The sequence below is a fragment of the Streptomyces sp. NPDC104106 genome (assembly GCF_055584345.1).
Genome location: NZ_JBVJMF010000003.1, coordinates 173807 through 190653 on the forward strand (window position 1 = coordinate 173807; position 16847 = coordinate 190653).

Annotated in this window: 12 protein-coding genes; 3 read left to right on the forward strand and 9 right to left on the reverse strand. The window is 74.9% G+C overall.

Translation table 11 applies throughout. The annotated features are described in order from the left end of the window. Nucleotides 1-19: 19 nt before the first annotated feature. The 9 genes from ACZ60X_RS08160 to ACZ60X_RS08200 form a co-directional block, all read right to left on the reverse strand. A complete protein-coding gene (locus ACZ60X_RS08160; protein ID WP_469595962.1) occupies nucleotides 20-2974 on the reverse strand; it encodes a hypothetical protein in 2955 nt (984 codons plus the stop codon). 5 nt (nucleotides 2975-2979) lie between these two features. Next, nucleotides 2980-3138, reverse strand: a complete 159-nt coding sequence (locus ACZ60X_RS08165; RefSeq protein ID WP_167403935.1) for a DUF6760 family protein — start codon at nucleotides 3136-3138, stop codon at nucleotides 2980-2982. Next, complete coding sequence (locus ACZ60X_RS08170) at nucleotides 3135-3638, reverse strand: hypothetical protein (RefSeq protein WP_469594845.1); 504 nt, start codon at nucleotides 3636-3638, stop codon at nucleotides 3135-3137. The genes ACZ60X_RS08165 and ACZ60X_RS08170 overlap by 4 nt, the downstream gene beginning before the upstream one ends. After that, on the reverse strand, nucleotides 3635-4075 hold the full coding sequence (locus ACZ60X_RS08175) for a phage tail protein (RefSeq protein WP_469594847.1): 441 nt from the start codon (nucleotides 4073-4075) through the stop codon (nucleotides 3635-3637). Before ACZ60X_RS08175 ends, ACZ60X_RS08170 begins: the two co-directional genes overlap by 4 nt. A gap of 34 nt (nucleotides 4076-4109) precedes the next feature. Continuing rightward, nucleotides 4110-5663: a phage tail sheath family protein gene (locus tag ACZ60X_RS08180; protein ID WP_469594850.1), complete on the reverse strand. Its 1554-nt coding sequence runs from the start codon at nucleotides 5661-5663 to the stop codon at nucleotides 4110-4112. A 115-nt stretch (nucleotides 5664-5778) separates the two neighbouring features. Further along, the gene (locus ACZ60X_RS08185) at nucleotides 5779-7899 is read right to left on the reverse strand and encodes an ATP-binding protein (protein WP_469595965.1); all 2121 of its coding nucleotides are present in this window, start codon (nucleotides 7897-7899) and stop codon (nucleotides 5779-5781) included. A 14-nt stretch (nucleotides 7900-7913) separates the two neighbouring features. Further along, entirely contained in the window at nucleotides 7914-8621 is a 708-nt protein-coding gene (locus ACZ60X_RS08190; protein ID WP_469594853.1) for a Pvc16 family protein, read from the reverse strand. Next, nucleotides 8618-11782: a hypothetical protein gene (locus ACZ60X_RS08195; RefSeq protein WP_469594855.1), complete on the reverse strand. Its 3165-nt coding sequence runs from the start codon at nucleotides 11780-11782 to the stop codon at nucleotides 8618-8620. The genes ACZ60X_RS08190 and ACZ60X_RS08195 overlap by 4 nt, the downstream gene beginning before the upstream one ends. Before the next feature lie 280 nt (nucleotides 11783-12062). After that, nucleotides 12063-12785: a helix-turn-helix transcriptional regulator gene (locus ACZ60X_RS08200; RefSeq protein WP_469594858.1), complete on the reverse strand. Its 723-nt coding sequence runs from the start codon at nucleotides 12783-12785 to the stop codon at nucleotides 12063-12065. 226 nt (nucleotides 12786-13011) lie between these two features. Between ACZ60X_RS08200 and ACZ60X_RS08205 the strand changes: the two genes are divergently transcribed. The 3 genes from ACZ60X_RS08205 (at nucleotide 13012) to ACZ60X_RS08215 (ending at nucleotide 16690) form a co-directional block, all read left to right on the forward strand. Beyond that, nucleotides 13012-14346 carry a COG1470 family protein gene (locus ACZ60X_RS08205; protein ID WP_469594861.1) on the forward strand — a complete coding sequence of 445 codons (1335 nt, stop codon included), beginning with the start codon at nucleotides 13012-13014 and terminating at the stop codon, nucleotides 14344-14346. 644 nt (nucleotides 14347-14990) lie between these two features. Beyond that, nucleotides 14991-15353 (forward strand): 5-carboxymethyl-2-hydroxymuconate Delta-isomerase, encoded by a 363-nt coding sequence (locus tag ACZ60X_RS08210; RefSeq protein WP_469594863.1) that lies wholly within the window; start codon nucleotides 14991-14993, stop codon nucleotides 15351-15353. 683 nt (nucleotides 15354-16036) lie between these two features. Further along, the gene (locus ACZ60X_RS08215) at nucleotides 16037-16690 is read left to right on the forward strand and encodes a maleylpyruvate isomerase N-terminal domain-containing protein (protein ID WP_469594865.1); all 654 of its coding nucleotides are present in this window, start codon (nucleotides 16037-16039) and stop codon (nucleotides 16688-16690) included. Nucleotides 16691-16847 lie beyond the last annotated feature (157 nt).

Sequence of the window (16847 nt, forward strand, 5' to 3'; positions counted from 1 at the left end):
GTCCATCCGTTCCCAGTCCTCAGCGGCGTCCGTCGTGGGGACGGCCCGCACGTTCCCGGCCGCGCCGCAGATCGGCCCGCAACAGCCGTGCCATCGGGTCCAGCAGCCGCCGCGCCAGCTCGTCCAGATCGATCCCGGGATCCCGCGCGTCTCCCGTCGGCCGGACCGTGTCCCCGCCCGCGCTCCGCCCGGGCGCCGCTGGTCCGGCAGGCGTGCGCCGCACCGTCCTCGCGGGCACGGCGGTCACCGGCACCCCCGGGGGGACGGCGGCGGGGCCGGGGGCGGTGCCACCGCCGGCCACCTGCCGCTGGACGACGGGTGCGGCCGGGGCGGGGGCGCCCGTGGGCCCGCCGGCCGACGGCCGGGCGGCCCGGACCACGGGCACGGGCGGGCCGGAGTGCCGCGTCGGGCTGTCCGGCCGGTCCGGCACCGGGGGCGCCTGCGGATCGGTCACGGGCAGCGCCGAGAGGCCCACGGGCGTCGCCCGCTGCACTGGCGGGTTCGGCCGTACGAGGGGGACGGAGCGGCGGGAAGGCGAGGAACCGGCGCCCGGCGCGGGGGAGTTGTACGACGCTGTCGGAGCCGGGGCGGAGACGCTCCGCCGCGCCGGTGAGGGGACGGGTGCCGGGGCCGACGCCGGTTCCCGTCGCCAGGCCGCGGCGACGACCGGGCGCGCGGTGCCACGGGCGGCGACAGCGGGCGCGACGCCTTCCGGGAGACGGGTGTTGACGGTGAGCGGACGGGCGGCGAGCAGGGGAAGGGCACGGCGGACCGGCCGGCGCTGTGCCGTGAGGGGGCGCGCGTCGACGACACCGGCGGTCCGGCGGCCCGCGCCCGCATCGGGAGCCCGCCCGGAACCGGTAGCCGCGGCGGTCCGGGCCAGGACGACCGGAGTGGCGTCCGCGGACGCTCCACCGGGTCGCGTCCGGGCTGCGGCCCCCGTCGCGAGCAGCCGCCGCACCGGGGCGGGGCCGGGGCGGGGTTCGGATTCGGGGGACGGGAGGGAGGCGGGTGCGGGCCGAGCGGCACCGCCGGGAACGACCAGGGGGGTCGCCGGAGCCGGTGTGCTGCTGCTCGCCGCCGCGCCCGAATCGCCCTGTGCGTCGGGGGAGTCGGGGGATCGGCGGAGACGCTCGTCCTCCGTCGTGCCCAGCAGCGGAGCGGTGCTTCCGAGCCCGTTGCCGGACGGGGACTGCACGGCGCCCGCGGCGGACCGGTCCGGACGGGCGGGGGCGCGCTGGACGAGCGGAGCGACGGGGCCGGCCGGGGTCTCCGGCCGGCCGCCGGGGCCGGCGGAGCGCGGCACGTCCGCGGTCGGCGGCATGGCCGGCAGCGGCGCTCCCAGCCCGCCACGGGCACGGGCCCCGGACGGCCGGGCCCCGGAGCGGTGGCTGCCGGTGCTGCCGTCGGACGGGTGGGTGCTTGAGGCGCCGGTGCCGGACCGGCGGCCGTCCGAGGTGCCGGTGTCGGAGGGGCGGGTGCTCGATGGGGCGGCGTCCGACCGGGGGTTGCTCGGCGTGCCGGTGCGGGAGGCGCTGTGGGAGGTCCTCCGGTGGGGCGGCTCTGACCCGGTCCGGGGGGAGGCGGGCCTCGCGGGGAGGGTGGGTGTCGCCGGACCCTTTCCGTGCGGGCCGGGCGCGGACGCGGGGGGCTCCGCCTGGCGCTGCACGATCGGCAGTGCAGGTCCCTCCGTCGCCTGCCTGTCGCCGGCCGGCCCTGTCATGCCCGGGGCGTCGTCGGACGTCAACATCCGTGCACTCATGGGGAGTTCGGCAAGTGGCTCGCCGAGCGGCGGCCGGGTGCCCGGCCGCGCGGGCGTGGCGGCGCGCTGTACGGCGGGCGCGGGCCGAGCAGTCCCACCCGTGACGGCGGCGGGTTCCGTGCCCTTGCCGGCAGCGGACGGGGAGGCGACCGCCTCGGCCACCGGGACAGCCGGCCGCAGCACGGCGATCCGCCGTACCGGCGCGGCCGTTCGCCGGGCGGTGGTCAGCGCGGGGCCGAGTGCCCTCGGGCGCACGGGGCTGTTCGCCGCCTGCTCCGGCCGGGCGGAGCGTTCGGGGCCCGGCGCGGTTCGCCCCCCGGAGGGAGCCGTAGGCGCCGTTGCCCGGCCGGTACGCGACCCAGTGGCCGTCGCCGTGTCATCCGGGGCAGGCCCCGAGGCGTTCGGCACCACGGCGACGCGCCGCACCACCGGAATCTCCGGCCCCGGTGCCGGACGGCCGGGAGTGTCGGGCCGGACCACACCCGTGGTCCGGTCCGCTCCTTCCGCCCGCCGGCCGGACGTGCCCGGCACGGTCACCGGCGGCAGAGGGTCCGCGCCCACGATCGCACGGCCCGGGGCGGGCGCGGTCACCGAACGCTGGACGGGCACGGTGTCGGTCGCGGGAGTCCGCGCAGAGCGGTCCGACGGCTGCGAACCCCGCGGGCGAGGAGTGTGCTCGGCCGCGCGGTTCCTCGGAGAGGCCGGTGCCATGGGCGCGTTCGCGGTGGGCGCGTCGCCCTTTGCGGCCCGGCGGTCACGGCGCGCGGTGCCGTGGGCCGCCGCGGCACCGGATGCGACGCCTGCCTCGCCCCCGTCGCCGCCCTCGGTGTCCGCCCGCCGCGCTCGCAAGCGCAGCGGACCTCCGTCGGCGAACGTCCCCGCGGGCGCGGCCGGGCGGGTGACCCCGTGGACCAGGCCGACCGGGGCGGACGGCAGGAGCGCGTGCCCGAGGCCGGCGTCGAACGACGGGTTCTGCCAGGACGCGAGGCCCGCGCGGAAGGCGAGGCCGTCGCTGACGCCGAGCGGCGCGCGGGCCACGGTCAGCGTCGGCGCCGGGGCCAGGCGCCAGCCGCCGTCCCAGTCCCCGGGCAGGGACAGGGACGTACCCTCCGTGCCCTCGACACCTGCGGTCGCACCGGACGCAGGCGCGGCGGAGCCCGGGGCGGCGGCCCGCGCCGCGGCCCGGCGGCGCAGTCTGTCCCGCCATGCCATGTTGCTCAACCGCCTTCGTTCACACGGGTGTTGATACGGGCGATCTCGGTCACCCACTGCCGGCGCTCGGCATGGGTGAGGTCGAGGATCTCCTCGCGCGGCCAGTGGAAGTGGTAGGCGACGTACGCGATCTCCTCCCGCAGCCGGGGGAGCGCGTACGTCACGATTCCCCCAGGCGCCCACCCGAGAGGTCGACCTCGAAGGCGCCCTCGCAGTGCGGGCAGGTCACCGCCGCCCGGGTGTGTCCCTCGCTGTTGACGCGGCGGTAGAAGTCCTGGAGGAACGCGACGTCGGTGGCGTACATCCGCTCGACTATCCCCGCGTGGACGTCGGTGATCGTGCCGAGCCGGGTGATCACCTGGCTCAGCAGCACCACACTCAGGTAGGCCGGGTTCTCCTTGACCCGCAGATCGATCTGCGGACGCAGTTCGTCGCGGGCGGTGGCCAGGCGCATCGCGCCGTGCCGGTGCAGGGTGCCCGCCTCGTCCACGTATCCGCGCGGCAGCTCGAACTCGAACTCCGTGCGCAGCCCGTGGTCCTGTCCTGGCGCGGGGCGGGCGGCCGGGGGCAGCGCCTGCTGCTGCTCGGCGGCCGCCTGGGCGGCGGGCGCCGTCAGCTCCAGGATCTCCTCCAGGTTGCCCGCCGTGACGGTACGGCGCCTCATTCGACGTGGATCTCCTCGAAGACGATCGTGACGGACTCGGTGGCCGCGGCGGACTCGCCGGCCTTGAGGGAGGGGCCCTCCCACTTGGAGGCCCAGCCGTTCATCAGCTGGATCCGGCGGACCGTGTCGCCCTTGGTGTCCTTGATCTCGATGGTCAGGTTCTGCCGGGCGGTGTCGACGGCGCCGTTGTTCAGGGTCTCCTTGATCCACTTGGTGAACTCGCTGCTCTTGTCGAGTCCCCGGGTGATCGTGATCTCGCCGGCCTGGCGCGCGCCGGGCTGCTTGCGGATGATCTGCTTGCCCTCCGAGCTGACCTGCCGAACCTCGACGACCTCCTCCTCGACGGTCAGCCCGCTGATCTCCTGGATCGACTCGACCATGTACCCGCCGAGCTGCACGCCGAAGACGTGAGTGGAAAGAGCATCGCCCTCTGCCATGACTGTCTGTCACCTTTCCTTGACCGACCCGCGGTCACTCGTCGATGAGGCTGGTGCTGTCGGAGAACTGGGCCAGCCGGAACACCACGAACTCGGCGGGCTTGACCGGGGCCACGCCGATCTCACAGACGACGCGGCCCTGGTCGATGGAGGTCTGCGGGTTGTTGTCGCGGTCGCACTTGACGTAGAACGCCTCGTCGGCGGTGCGGCCGAAGAGCGCGCCCCGGCGCCATTCCTCGGTGAGGAACGCGGTGACGTTGCGCCGGATGCTCGACCACAGCCGGTCGTCGTTCGGCTCGAAGACCACCCACTGGGTGCCCAACAGGATGGATTCCTCGAGGTAGTTGAACAGGCGGCGCACGTTCAGATAGCGCCAGGCCGGGTCGGAGGACAGCGTGCGGGCACCCCAGATCCGGATCCCGCGGCCGGGGAAGGCGCGCACGCAGTTCACGCCGATCGGGTTGAGCAGGTCCTGCTCGCCCTTGCTGAGCCGGACCTCCAGGTCCACCGCGCCCCGGATCACCTCGTTCGCGGGTGCCTTGTGCACCCCGCGCTCGGCGTCGCTGCGCGCCCACACACCGGCGATGTGACCGCTCGGCGGGACCGTCGTGTTGCGGCCGGCCGCCGGGTCGAAGACCCGCACCCACGGGTAGTAGAGGGTGGCGTACCGGGAGTCGTAGCCCGCCTCCTCGTTGCGCCAGTGGCGCACCTGCTGGGCGGTCAGTCCGGGCGGGGTGTCCAGGACCGCGACCCGGTCGCCCATCTGCTCGCAGTGCGAGATCACCGCGAGCTGGACGGTGCGCACGCCCTCGGCGTCGATGTCACCGCGCTGGTAGGCGGCCATCAGGTCGGGGACCGCGACCATGGTGATCTCGTCGATGGCCTCCAGTCCGGCGAACCCGGTGCGGGCATCGGCGTCGCCGACGTACTCGGCCGGGTCGAGCCGGCTCGCCGCGCCGGAGCCGGGCACCGCGGGCGCGGCCGGCGCGTCGGGCACGGCCACCGTCTGACTCGCCGGGCGGGTCTGCGCGGCGTCGCGCTGCTCGGTGACCTCGACCAGCTTGGAGGCGCGCAGCTGGGCGACGACATAGCCCTTGACGTTCTTGCGGGTGGAGACGTCGTACGTCTCGGCGACCTGGTCGCCCTGGCGGACCAGCAGCTTGAAGCGGTCTTCGGGCGGGTTCTCGCCGTCCGGGTCCGCGATCTCCACCGACACGCCGAAGACGCCGGGCCGGGCGGCGATCTGGAACCCGCCGAGCGCGACGGGCTCGGCCGCCGCCCTCACCTGCTGGGAGCCCCGGCCGCCCGCGGCCGTGCCCTCGGCGGAGCCGCCGATGCGCACCACGTAGGCCGCGCCTCCGCCGTTGGAGAAGTAGCCGTAGACGGCGTGCGCGAGGTAGGTGCCCTCGGTGAAGCCGCCGAACAGCTGGGTGTACTGGTCCCAGTTGGTGACCAGCGTCGGTTCGTGGAAGGGCCCGCTCTGGGCGAACCCGACGAACGCGGCGACGGCGGTGCCGACCCCCTCGATCGGGCGGGCACCGGACTGCACCTCCTCCACGTACACGCCCGGGGTGAGGTACGTCGGCATGCTCGCTCCTTCACACGTTCCATCGGGTCACCTGCGTCGATGCCGAGTCTCCGAGGCGGGTGCGGCCCGGCGGCAGGGGCGCGGGTACCTTGCCGGGGGCAATCGCGCTGCCTTTTCAGGCGTCGACGGCGTCCGCCAGGTACGGGCCGAACTCGCTCTCCAGGACGAGCCGGCCGAGCTTGCGGTACTCGCGCACCACCGCCGACACCAACTGCCGCATGGTGAGCGGCCGCCGGGCCTCGGCGGCGAGATAGGCGGCGGTCACCGCGCAGGCCCGGATGGAGCCGCCGGCGAGTTCGAAGCGGTCCGCGCAGAAGCCGAGGTCGACGTCGGCGGCGCGCGGCAGCCGGTCGCCCAGGCAGCGCTCCCACAGGGCGAGACGCTGGGCGGCGTCGGGCATCGGGAACTCCGCCACCACGTCCAGCCGGCGGGTGAACGCCTCGTCCAGGTTGGCCCGCAGGTTCGTGGTCAGCACGGCGATGCCGTCGAACGACTCCATGCGCTGCAGCAGGTACGCCGACTCGATGTTGGCGTGCCGGTCGTGCGCGTCCTTGACCTCCGCGCGCTTGCCGAAGATCGCGTCGGCCTCGTCGAAGAGCAGCACCGCGTTGACGGCGGACGCCTCGGTGAAGATCCGTTCCAGGTTCTTCTCCGTCTCGCCCACGTACTTGTCGACGACCGTGGACAGATCGACGACATACAGGTCCATGCCGAGGTCCGCGGCCACCACCTCGGCGGACATGGTCTTGCCGGTGCCCGAGCCGCCCGCGAACAGCGCGATCACCCCGCGCCCCCGGCCGCCGCCCGGCCGCATCCGCCACCGCCCGAGCACCTGCTCGCGGTGCCGGGCACGCACGGCCAGTTCGCGCAGCCCGCGCCGGGTCGGCGGGGGCAGCACCAGGTCGTCCCAGCCGACGCCGGGCTCGATCCTGCGGGTCAGCCGGGCGAGCCCCGCGCCGCTTTGCGCCCGTACGGCCGCACGCAGGTCCTCCGGGCGGACCGGACGGCCCGCGAGGTCCGCCGCTCGCACGGCCGCCTGCGCGGCGCGCCGCAACTGATCCCCGTCGAGCCGGTGCGCGGCGACGGCCCGCGCGAGCACCTCGGCGCCCTCCTCCGCCTCGGCACCGGCCGGGTCCGCCCCGTCGACGTCCGCGCCACTGCCCTGCGGGGACAGGTCGGCGCCGGCCAGGGCGAGCGCGTGGCGCCAGCGTGCGGCCTGACGCCGGGGGGAGGGCGGGGCCACGGGCAGGACGACCGGGGTGTCGGCCGCCCACGCGGGGTCCCAGCCGTCGGTGCCGTGCGTGAGGACGGGGACGCCGCGCAGCGCCCCGCACAACGCGCGTGCGCAGCGGGCCCGTTCACCGGGCGCGGCGGGCAGCGCCTCCAGCGGGCCTAGGACCACGCCCGCGCCGGTGAGCCGGGCCTCCAGCGCCGCCACCCGGGCGAGGGCGGGCAGGTCGGCGGAGCGCCGGGCGAGGGCCGCCGGGTCCAGGACGAGCGTGCCCCGCCCGGCCGCACGCAGCGCCGCCGCGGCGAGGCCCGGCGCGTCACCGCCGCGGTCGAGCAGGTGCACCAGGCCCGGTCCGGACCGGGCCGCGCGGGCCGCCCGGCGGACCTCCTCCGGCTCCGCCGTCGGATCCTCGGCGGCCGTGCCGAGCACACCGGCGAGCCGGGCGTCGGGCGCGGGGTCGCCCAGCAGGAAGGCGGTGACGCGGTCCGGCACCGCCAACACCCGGGACAGCGGCGGGCGTTCCGGCTCGCCGACCTCCAGCAGCCCGCCCGCCACCAGGGGAGCGCCGGCGGCGAGCCGGAACCGGGCCGCCGAGGCCGGCGCGAGCCCGCACAGCTCCAGGGCGAGGCCGACCGTCGCACGCCGGCGGGTCAGGTCGTCGTTGAGATAGCCGTAGAGCCGCTCGAAGCGGGCGTCCAGATCCGGGGCCAGCGCGATCAGCAGCAGATCGGTGTCCAGCGGCGACAGGCCGAAGCGCGCGGCGAGCGTGCCGAGCACGGAGTCGGGCGGCACGGGCGCCGGGCCGTACCCGGGTACGTCGAGGCCGCCCGGCCCGTCCAGGATCCGCTGGACCGCCTCGGGGGTGAGGTACTGCCCCCGGTAGGGGTCGTCGGGGTCGGGATCGACGGCCCGGCGGGCCGCCACCGCGTGGCGGACCCGCTGCTCGACCAGCCGCAGCCGTGCCCACAGCGGATCCGCGCCGAGGTCCGGGACCGTCTCCTCCATCTCCTGGGCGTACGTCACGGCTGGCGTCCTCCCCGGCGGCGGCGCGCGGGCGCCGGACGCCGTTCACGTGAACCGGCGAAGCCCTCCTGCGGCCCCGGTTCGCTCACCCCGTCGTAGCGCAGCCGGCGTCCCGGCACCGCGGCGCCGTCCTCCGGCCGGTGCGCGGAACGCACCAGGAGCCCTTCGGTGACCGGCGGCGCGGCGGCCCTGCTCGCCCCGGCGAGGGGCGCGCGCACCCGCACGCCGAGGGACGCCTTCAGTTCACCGCCGAGCGCCGACCACACGTCGGACGCGCTGGGCGCGTCCAGCGCGGCTCCGCCGGCGTCCAGCGGGACGGTCAGGCCCAGCTCGGCGAGCGAGCCCGTGAGCAGCCGGTCCGGCAGCGCGTCGACGGCCACCAGGGTGGCCAGCACCTGCGACAGCAGCCGGTGTTCGTCCTGCGGGCGGCTCGTCCACGCCGTGACCAGGTACGTCAGCTCGAACCAGCGCGGCGGGGTGCGCCGCGCCACCACATACCCGTCGGCGTCGTACACCTCCCCGGCGCCGCTGCCGCGCCGGGACGCGTCCTCCCGGATGTCGTACAGGAACGCGCAGACGGTGGGCGCGGTGCGGCGGGCCGCCCAGTCGCGGGTCGGCGCGTCGAAGACGATCTCGACCCCGGAGGCCTCCAGTCCGGACTCGCCGAGCAGACCGCGCAGCGCCTCGTCGACCTCGTGGATCACCGGCGGGTCACCTCGTCGGGCGGCTGCACACTGCCGTTCACGACCAGGAAGTCGGTCTTCACCGGGGAGAATCCGGGGCCGCTCGCGGTGATGGTGCGCGGGCCCGTCTGGTCCTTGGCGAGGATCAGCAGCTGGCCGATGAACGTGCCGTCCGGCTGGGGAACGGTGGGCGCGGCCGCCGCGGTGATCCCCGGCTTCCAGGTGAACCGCACCGGCACGCCCGGCGGGAAGTCCTTGCCGCGCACCGAGGTGACGAAGCCGGGCCTGCCGATCGGCGGCACGGCGACGATCCGCGGCTGCAGGATCCGGATCGTGGTCCGGGCCGTGTTGTCGTTCGGGTCGGCGTCCGTGCCGGTGGTGGTCAGGACGCCGGTCGCGCGGCCGGTCGCCGCACGGTCCGGCGAGAGCACCACCCGTACGACCGTGCTGTCGCCCGGGGCCAGGTCCGGCAGGGCGCACACCCAGCCGCTGTCGCAGCCCGCGGGCGGCCCGCTGGAGGGGATCGCGGCGGGCAGTCCGACCCGCAGCCGCAGTCCGGTCGCCAGGGCGTTGCGTCCGTTGCGCACGGTGTACGTCACCACGACCCGCCCGCCGACATAGCCCGGGTCGGGCTGCGCGCTCACCGTGACTCCGGGTCCGGCCTTCGGCGCAGGCGGCGTCGGGACGGGGGTCGGGGCGGGCGGCGCAGGCGTCGGGCTGGGGCTCGCAGGGGCGGCCTTGCGCACGGGCACGACCGTCCGGGCGGTGTTGTCGCCGGGCTGGGGGTCGATCACACTGCCGGTGACCGACCAGTCGACGGGCTGCTCGCCCACGACGCCTCCGGTGACCGTCACGGTCACCGGCACGGTGGTGCCGGGCGGCACCATCCCGACGGCGCACTGGAGCGAGGCGGCGTCGCAGGTGCCGCCGGGGCGGCGGATCCGGGTGACGGTGAGGCCGGCCGGCGGGGCGATGGTCAGCCGGGTACCGGGGGAGGCGGCCGGACCGTTGTTGACGACGTCGACGCGGATGTCCGCGGAACGGCCGACGGTGACCGCGGGCCCGGTGCCCGGCGCGCGTACGGCCAGGTCCACCGACTGCTGGACGCCGGGCTCCTTCTGACGGCCCGGCAGCTCCAGGGTGAGCGGGCTGCTGTGGCCGGTGGTGACGTTCAACAGGTGCAGTTTCTCCGGGCAGTTGGCCGGAGTGTCGGTGCGTGAGCTGTAGACGATGCCGTTGCCGTCCGCCGTCCAGGCCGCGTCGCGCGGCTGGTGCGGCCCGGTCACGGAGGTGTCGGGCAGTTCCTGGCGGCAGCCGTCCGCGGCGGACCGGGCAGACTCGGGCAGCAGCACCCGGCAGCTGTCGCCGGACACGGAGCTGAGCAGCAGGCCGTTGCGTTCGTCGACCTGGCCGCCGCCGTCCTTCCGGTTGAAGGCGATCCGGCGTCCGTCCGGGGAGAAGGCGGGACTGTCGTCGATGACCGAGCAGGTGCCGGGGCACATCCGTGCGCTGAGGTCGCGCTGTTGGCCGAGGGCGTCGACGGGTACGGTCCAGATGTGCTTGTTGCCGCCGTTGCCGGCGATCGTCATGGTGCGCGTGAACGCGAGCATGGTGCCGTCGGAGGACCAGGTGGGCTGGGCGTCACTGCCCGGCTGCCCGCCGGCCGGCGGCACGATCTCGTGCAGGATCGCGCCGGTAGCCGCGTCGGCGATGAGGATCCGGCCCGGGCCCGAGGCGGAGCCGACACCGCCGGGCGACGTCCGCGTGAACGCCAGGTACTTGCCGTCCGGGGAGAACGCCGGGTCGGTGTCCCAGTCCCGCGGTCCGCGCCCGGCGAGCGGCATGGCCGCGGGATGGGTGCCGTCGGCGTCCACCGTCCAGATCCGCTCGATCCGGTTGTCCTTGGTGCCCTCGAACCGGGTCACCACGATGCGGCGGCCGTCCGGGGTGTAGCTCTGCCGCTCGGTCCACGGGTCGTACCCAGGCGCCGGGGCGAACAGCGGATCCTTCGCCGGATCGGTGTTGGTGTCGGCCGCCGGGTCCTCGTTCAGGATGGTGAGCCGGAGGTCGCGCGGGTCGGCGCCGTCCGTGCGGACGTCCTGGAGCGTCACCACGTTCGTGCCGTGAACGCCGTTCTCCGTGTCGGCCTCGGCCGTGGTGCGGTCCACCACGACGTAGCCGCCGTCGCGCGGGCCGACCCAGGTCGGTGTGCCGACCGCGCGGTCCTCCATGAGCACCAACTGCGGGTCCGAGCCGCGGTTCTGCACCTGGTACACGTGGTCCCAGTCGCCCTCGCAGCCACAGGTGCGGTCCGGGCTGAGGAACAGCACCCCCTCCCCGTCGGGCAGCCAGGCCGCCCCATGGGTCCGCCAGTCCTGCGGGGTCTTGGTGAGCAGCGGCTGGTCCCCGGCCGGGCCGCCGGTCATCCGCAGCCGCGGCCCCGTGGAGGAGTCGGCGGTGTAGGTGTACGCGATGAGGTCCCGGTGCGCGGCGTCGTCCACCGGGTTCCACACGGGCTCGGTCGCCTTGCCGGGCGCGCCGGTGACCCGGGTGGCGGCGCCCCCGGCCAGCGGACGCTCGTAGATCTGGAACCCGAGGACGGCGTCGCTGTCGCCGGAGTACGCGAGGCGCTGCCCGTCCGGTGACACGGTCGGGCTCTCCTCGTCGTACGGCGTGTCGGTCAGCCGGGTCAGTCCGGTGCCGTCGGTGCGCACCAGCCACAGGTCGCGCTGCTTCTCGCCGTTCGGGCCACCGGGCTCCGCCGAGTCGAACACCACGGCCTTGCCGTCCGGGGTCAGCCGGGGGTGGGCCGCGTCCCGGCCGCTGGTCAGCTTGCGCACCGAGCCGTCGGGGGCGCGCAGATAGACCTGCGGGTCCTTGGAGTCGCGGCGGCTGGCGAACACCATCGTGTCGCCCAGCGCCGACGGCTCGACGTCGTAGTGCGCCGGACCCGGCCCGAAGAGCGCGTCGCTCTCCTTGGAGTTGACGACCTTGCCGAGACTGCGGTGCCCGGTGCCGGCGTAGACGATCCGGGTGGCGGAGGCGGTGGCCGCCCGCGGCCGGGCCTCGGCGCGGTCGGGCCCGGAGGCCGCCGTCACCGCGAGCAGCGGTACCAGCAGGAGCAACGACGCGCCGAATCTCCCCAGCCGGCGCTCCCCGCCGGGGCCAGCGGTGCCGTTCACGGTTCCACCTCGCAGTCTTGGAACACCAGGGTGTGCCACGCCACTGTGCGCCCGCGCGCAGGGCGCACGGCAGGGCGGCGGGGCCGTGCCCGGGGGAAGCGCGGGCTGCGCTTTCGGGCAGCCGGCCGGTGCGGGCGCGCCGCGGGCGGGGCGGTGGAAACCGGGCACGCTGCGGGCGAGGGGAGGACGGCCGTGCACCCGGGGACCGCGAGGTGCCCGCCGGGTCAGCGCATGGCGCGGTGCAAAGGGCCCCGCCACGACCGGACGCGCGACCGGCCCGTCAGATCAGTCCGTTGCGCAGCGCGTAGCCCACCGCGTGGGCGCGGTTGCGCAGTTGCAGCCGGGTGGTGATCTCGTGCAGCACGTTCTTGACGGTGCGTTCGGAGTAGGCGGTCTTCTGCGCTATCTCCGCCGTGTCGAATCCCTCCGCCACCAGCCGCAGCATGTCCGCCTCGCGCGCGGTCAGCGTGGACAGGGCCAGGGCGCGCGGATCGAGCGCCGCGCGCTGCAGGCCTCCGACATGGGTCAGTAACTTGCCGAGCAGGTCGCCGGGGAGCACTCCCTCGCCGTTGGCCAGGGCGACGACCAGGTGCAGCAGTCGGTCCTGGTCGGCCTCGGCGCGCCGCAGCACCGCCGCGACACCGCACTCGATGACGCGCTGCAGCGCCGCGGACTCGAAGGTGCCGACCACCAGCCCGGTGCGGGTGGCGGCGTTGCGCTGCAGCCGTTGCAGCAGGACGATGACCTCGTCGTCCACGGAGTCGACGACCACGAGTGACGTCCGTGCCCGGTCCGCCTCTGCCTCGTCGACCAGCTCCACCTCGGGACGCTGGCGCAACTGGTGGACGACGCCGATGCGCAGCACCAGATCCTGGGCGTAGACCGCGACGGACACCCGGTGCGGCCGGTGCTCGGAGGCGGCCCGGTGGCTGGTCGCCGACGGGTGGGTGGTGCGGGGCGTGCGGGCGGGCATGAGCGGGTTCCCCTTCACGGAGCCGGACATACTGAGTACCTGTTTCATGACGAGAAGAGCGGAGAGAGGCGGACGGAACCAAGGAGGCGCGCGGAATGGCCGACACCCCGTGACGGCGGGGCGCGCGCCGGGACCGCTCGGGTCAACCCCCCTGTCATCGTGGCGAGTTGGCGTTGACCGTTGGGGGCATGCCGACTGCCCGGAAGTTGCCCTCGCATCTCTCGTGGCCCACGGCTCGCGGTTCTACGGTCGTGGGGTGACGCCATCTGCTGCCTCTTCCGGACCCGGAGCGCCCGGCCTCGACATCCCCGCCGTGACGGTGACACCGGGAAGTACCGCCTCCACCAGCCTGACCGTCCGCAACGACAGCGACATCGTCGAGGCGTACACCCTGGAGGTCGTGGGCGACTGCGCGGCCTGGGCGACCGTCGAACCCGCTCGGGTCTCCCTGTATCCCGGCACCTCCGAGACGGTGACCATCCGGCTGGCCCCGCCGCGCTCCCCGGAGGTCCGCGCGGGCGAGGTGCCGCTGGCGGTACGGGTGCTGCCCGCCGAGCACCCCGAGTCGGTGACGGTGCCCGAGACCACGGTGCACATCGAGGCGTTCCACGAACTGCGCACCGAGGTGCTCCCGCGTCGTCGGCGTGGCTGGCTGCGCGGCCGCTACCGGCTGGCGGTGCGCAACGAGGGCAACACCCCGGCCCGCGTCTCCTTCACGCCGCAGCAGCCGGGCGAGGAGCTGAAGTTCGGGTTCACGCCGCCCGAACTCCCGCTGGAACCGGGTGAGTCGGCGGAGACCCGGCTGCGGGTGCGCATCGGCAAACCGGTCTGGTTCGGCAAACCGGTGGTCTGGCCGTTCACCGTGCGCGCCGACGACGCGCAGGCCGCGGAGGAGGCCGAGCGGCCCGGAGACGTCGTTCGGCCTCCGCTGGAGGCGGAGTTCGTCCAGATACCGGTCTTCCCGAAGTGGCTGCTGGCGGTGCTCGCGGCGCTGATCGCGCTGGTCGTGGCCTGGTTCGCGCTGGTCCGCCCGGCGGTGCGCAGTGCCGCCAAGCAGGCGGCCGACGAGGTGGTCCAGCCCCGCCCGACCACGGGCGGGAGCCAGAACGGGCAGTCCCCGGGGGCCGGCACCGGCAAGGGCACCGGTCCGCGGCAGGACGGCGGCCGGGGCACGACCGCCGGGCCGGGGGGCACCGGAGGCGACGGCCCCGGCGGCACGGCGTCCGGAAGCGGGCAGCAGAGTTCGACCACGATCGACGTGCAGACGGCGGGCGGGGCGACCAAGACGGGCACCTATGTGGTCCCGAAGGGCAAGATCTTCGGTGTCACGGACATCGTGGTCGCGAACTTCCAGGGTGACGAGGGCCTCCTGACCATCACGTTCGGCGACCGGAAGATCACCACGATCGCGCTGGAGACCTTCCGCAACCAGGACTACCACTGGGTCACCCCCATCAAGATCCCCGAGGACGCCACCGTCACCATGAACGTGACCTGCGCGAAGCCGGGCACCCCGGCCACGGGACAGCAGGCGGCGCAGTGTCATGAGGTCCTGAATGTGAGTGGTCTGCTCAGCGACGTCGCCCGGTGACGTGGTTCGTTCCTTCGAACATCGTTCGCCTCGTGTGGCGGCAGGGGAAGAGGTGACTCCTACTCCGGCCGAAAACCGACACGGGGATGCGTGTGACGAGCATGTTTCGCGCCGTGCCGCGGGTCCCGGAACGACGGCGTCCGCGGGGACGGGTCCGGCTCGCGGGACGTGCTCACCGCTCTGAGGTGATTGGCCGGTTTACTCGCCGCTGTCCGATGTGACGCAGGACACCGAACGCCTCCTCCAGCAGTGCCCGGAAGGCCCCAGCGTGGGGGAGGCGGATGGGCCCGGCTCCGCGTCGCCCCGTGCGCATGAGCGGCGCACCGCGGCCGGACGGCCCGGGCCGGCTCCTCGGGGGGCGAAGCGTTCCGCGAGCGCGGCGGCGATGCCGTACTGCCGCTCGCACCGAAGAGGTGGTCATGGTCAGCCGGATGTGCGAGGCGTACGTCATCGGCCGACAGGCCGACGTCTCCCATGCCGCGGCCGACCGGTGCGAGCGGAGGGAGGGCTCCGTACGGAGGTCCGCATGGCGTGAGGCATCCGGTGCGTCCAGGGTGGCGGAAGGGGGGCCAGTGCGGCGCGTGAACGGCATGAGGGAAACTAGTTGCCTAGTGAAACCACCTGGATCGTGTGAAGGGTCCCCCATGCCGCACCTCACCATCGACTACTCCTCCCGCCTGGCCGGATCCTTCGACCCGGCGGCCCTGGTGAAAGAACTGCACCCGCTCGTGACCGAGGAGTCCGCCACGACCGGCGTCTGCAAGACGCTGCTGCGCGCGGCGGAGACGTTCGTGGGGGACCGGCCGGGCGAGGAGGCCGCCTTCGTGCACGTGGAGATCGGTCTCATGCCCGGCCGCCCCGAGGCGCAGAAGACGCGCCTGTCCGACGCGGTGCTGGCACTGCTGGGCAAGCACCTGCGCGTCGAGGGCGTACCGCCGAAGGCCGTGCTCTCGGTGGAGGTACGGGACCTCGCCGCCTCTTACCGCCTCTCCCCATCCGCCCACTGACCCCCCCCGCGCCTGCCCTCCCCGGCGCCGGTTTGCTCGTACCGCGTGCCCCGGTTCCTCCGCCCCGTTGCCGGCCGCGCGCCGTGCGGTCCCTGGGCCTCTGCCGCCCGAATCGGATGTCCCGGCCCCCCCCGCCGCGAGTCGGGGCTGCCCGCGTCGCATGACCCTGGCGACGCCGCCCTTCTTCCCCGTCGTTCGCGGCGCGCCGTGTCGGTCCTGGTCGTCCCGGGTCCCTGGGGCCCGGCTCAAGGCTCCTCGCGCCGTATGCCCCCGGTTCCCGTGCCCCGGCTGGCGGGCGCTCACGTCGCAGGCCCCGGCCGGAGTCGCCGGCGTTGCCCGTCCGATGCCTGACCTCGGCTCGGTTCCGCCGTGCTTGCCCCAGGTCGCCCGGGCTGCCCGCGGCCCCGGCTCGCGTTCCGGCCCCGGACGCGTGGTCTCCGTCAGGGTTCTCCCGGATTCCGCCGCCCCAGCCCCGGCCGGCCGCCCTCCCACGGCCCCGCCCCCGCTTCCCCGGCTCGCGCCTTCCAGCCCCACTCGCCCCACTCCCCGCACTCCGCCCCCCTCCTCCGACTCCCGCCGCCCGTCCTCACGTCGCCGTGATACCCCTGCCCCCGCGCTCGCTGCGGCCGTGATCCGCTTGAATTCGGTTGAGGGCTGATCCGGTCCCGCACTACGTTGCCCCGGTGCATCTCTTCTCACGTTCCTGGACGGCGTTACGCGCGGCGGTCGCCGGACTCCCCGACGAGGATTTCGGGCGGCCTTCCGGCTGTGCCGGCTGGCTGGTGCGGGACTTGGTCTGCCACCTGGTCATCGACGCCCAAGACGTGCTGATCACGCTGGTCACGCCCGCGACGGGTGAGCCGACCGTGGACGCGGCCGGGTACTGGAAGCTCGGCGAGCCCCCGACCGGTGACGATCCGCTCGACGCGCTGATCCCGCGGCTGGCCGCCGCCTACGGCGAGCCGGGGTTGCTGCGGTTCCACCTCGACGACGTCGGCTCCGCCGCGGGCCGTGCCGCCGAACTCGCGGATCCGGCCGCGCGCGTCGGCACCCGGGGCGAAGTGCTGACCGTCGGCGACTACCTGTCCGCGTACGTCGTCGAATGGACTCTGCATCACCTCGACCTGATCGCGCACCTGCCGTCGGCCCCGGAACCGCCCGCCGACACGCTCGCCGCGGCACGTATCGCGCTGGAGCGGATCGCGGGCGCCCCGTTCCCGGCCTCGATCTCCGACGCGGACGCGCTGCGGGTGGGCACCGGACGGCGCGCGCCGACCGGCACCGAGAAGTACGACCTGGGCGAACTTGCCGCACAACTCCCCTTCGTGCTCGGCTGACCAGCCCTCGGCCCAACAGCCCTCGGCCGAGCGGTTCCCCGCCCTTTTCCCTCCCTCTCTCACCTCCGGTCCCGGGCGTCCCCACGCCTGAGCCATCTGATGAGATGACAATTCGTATCGGGACACTACCATGTGGCCCGAAGTCAACCGATCGACC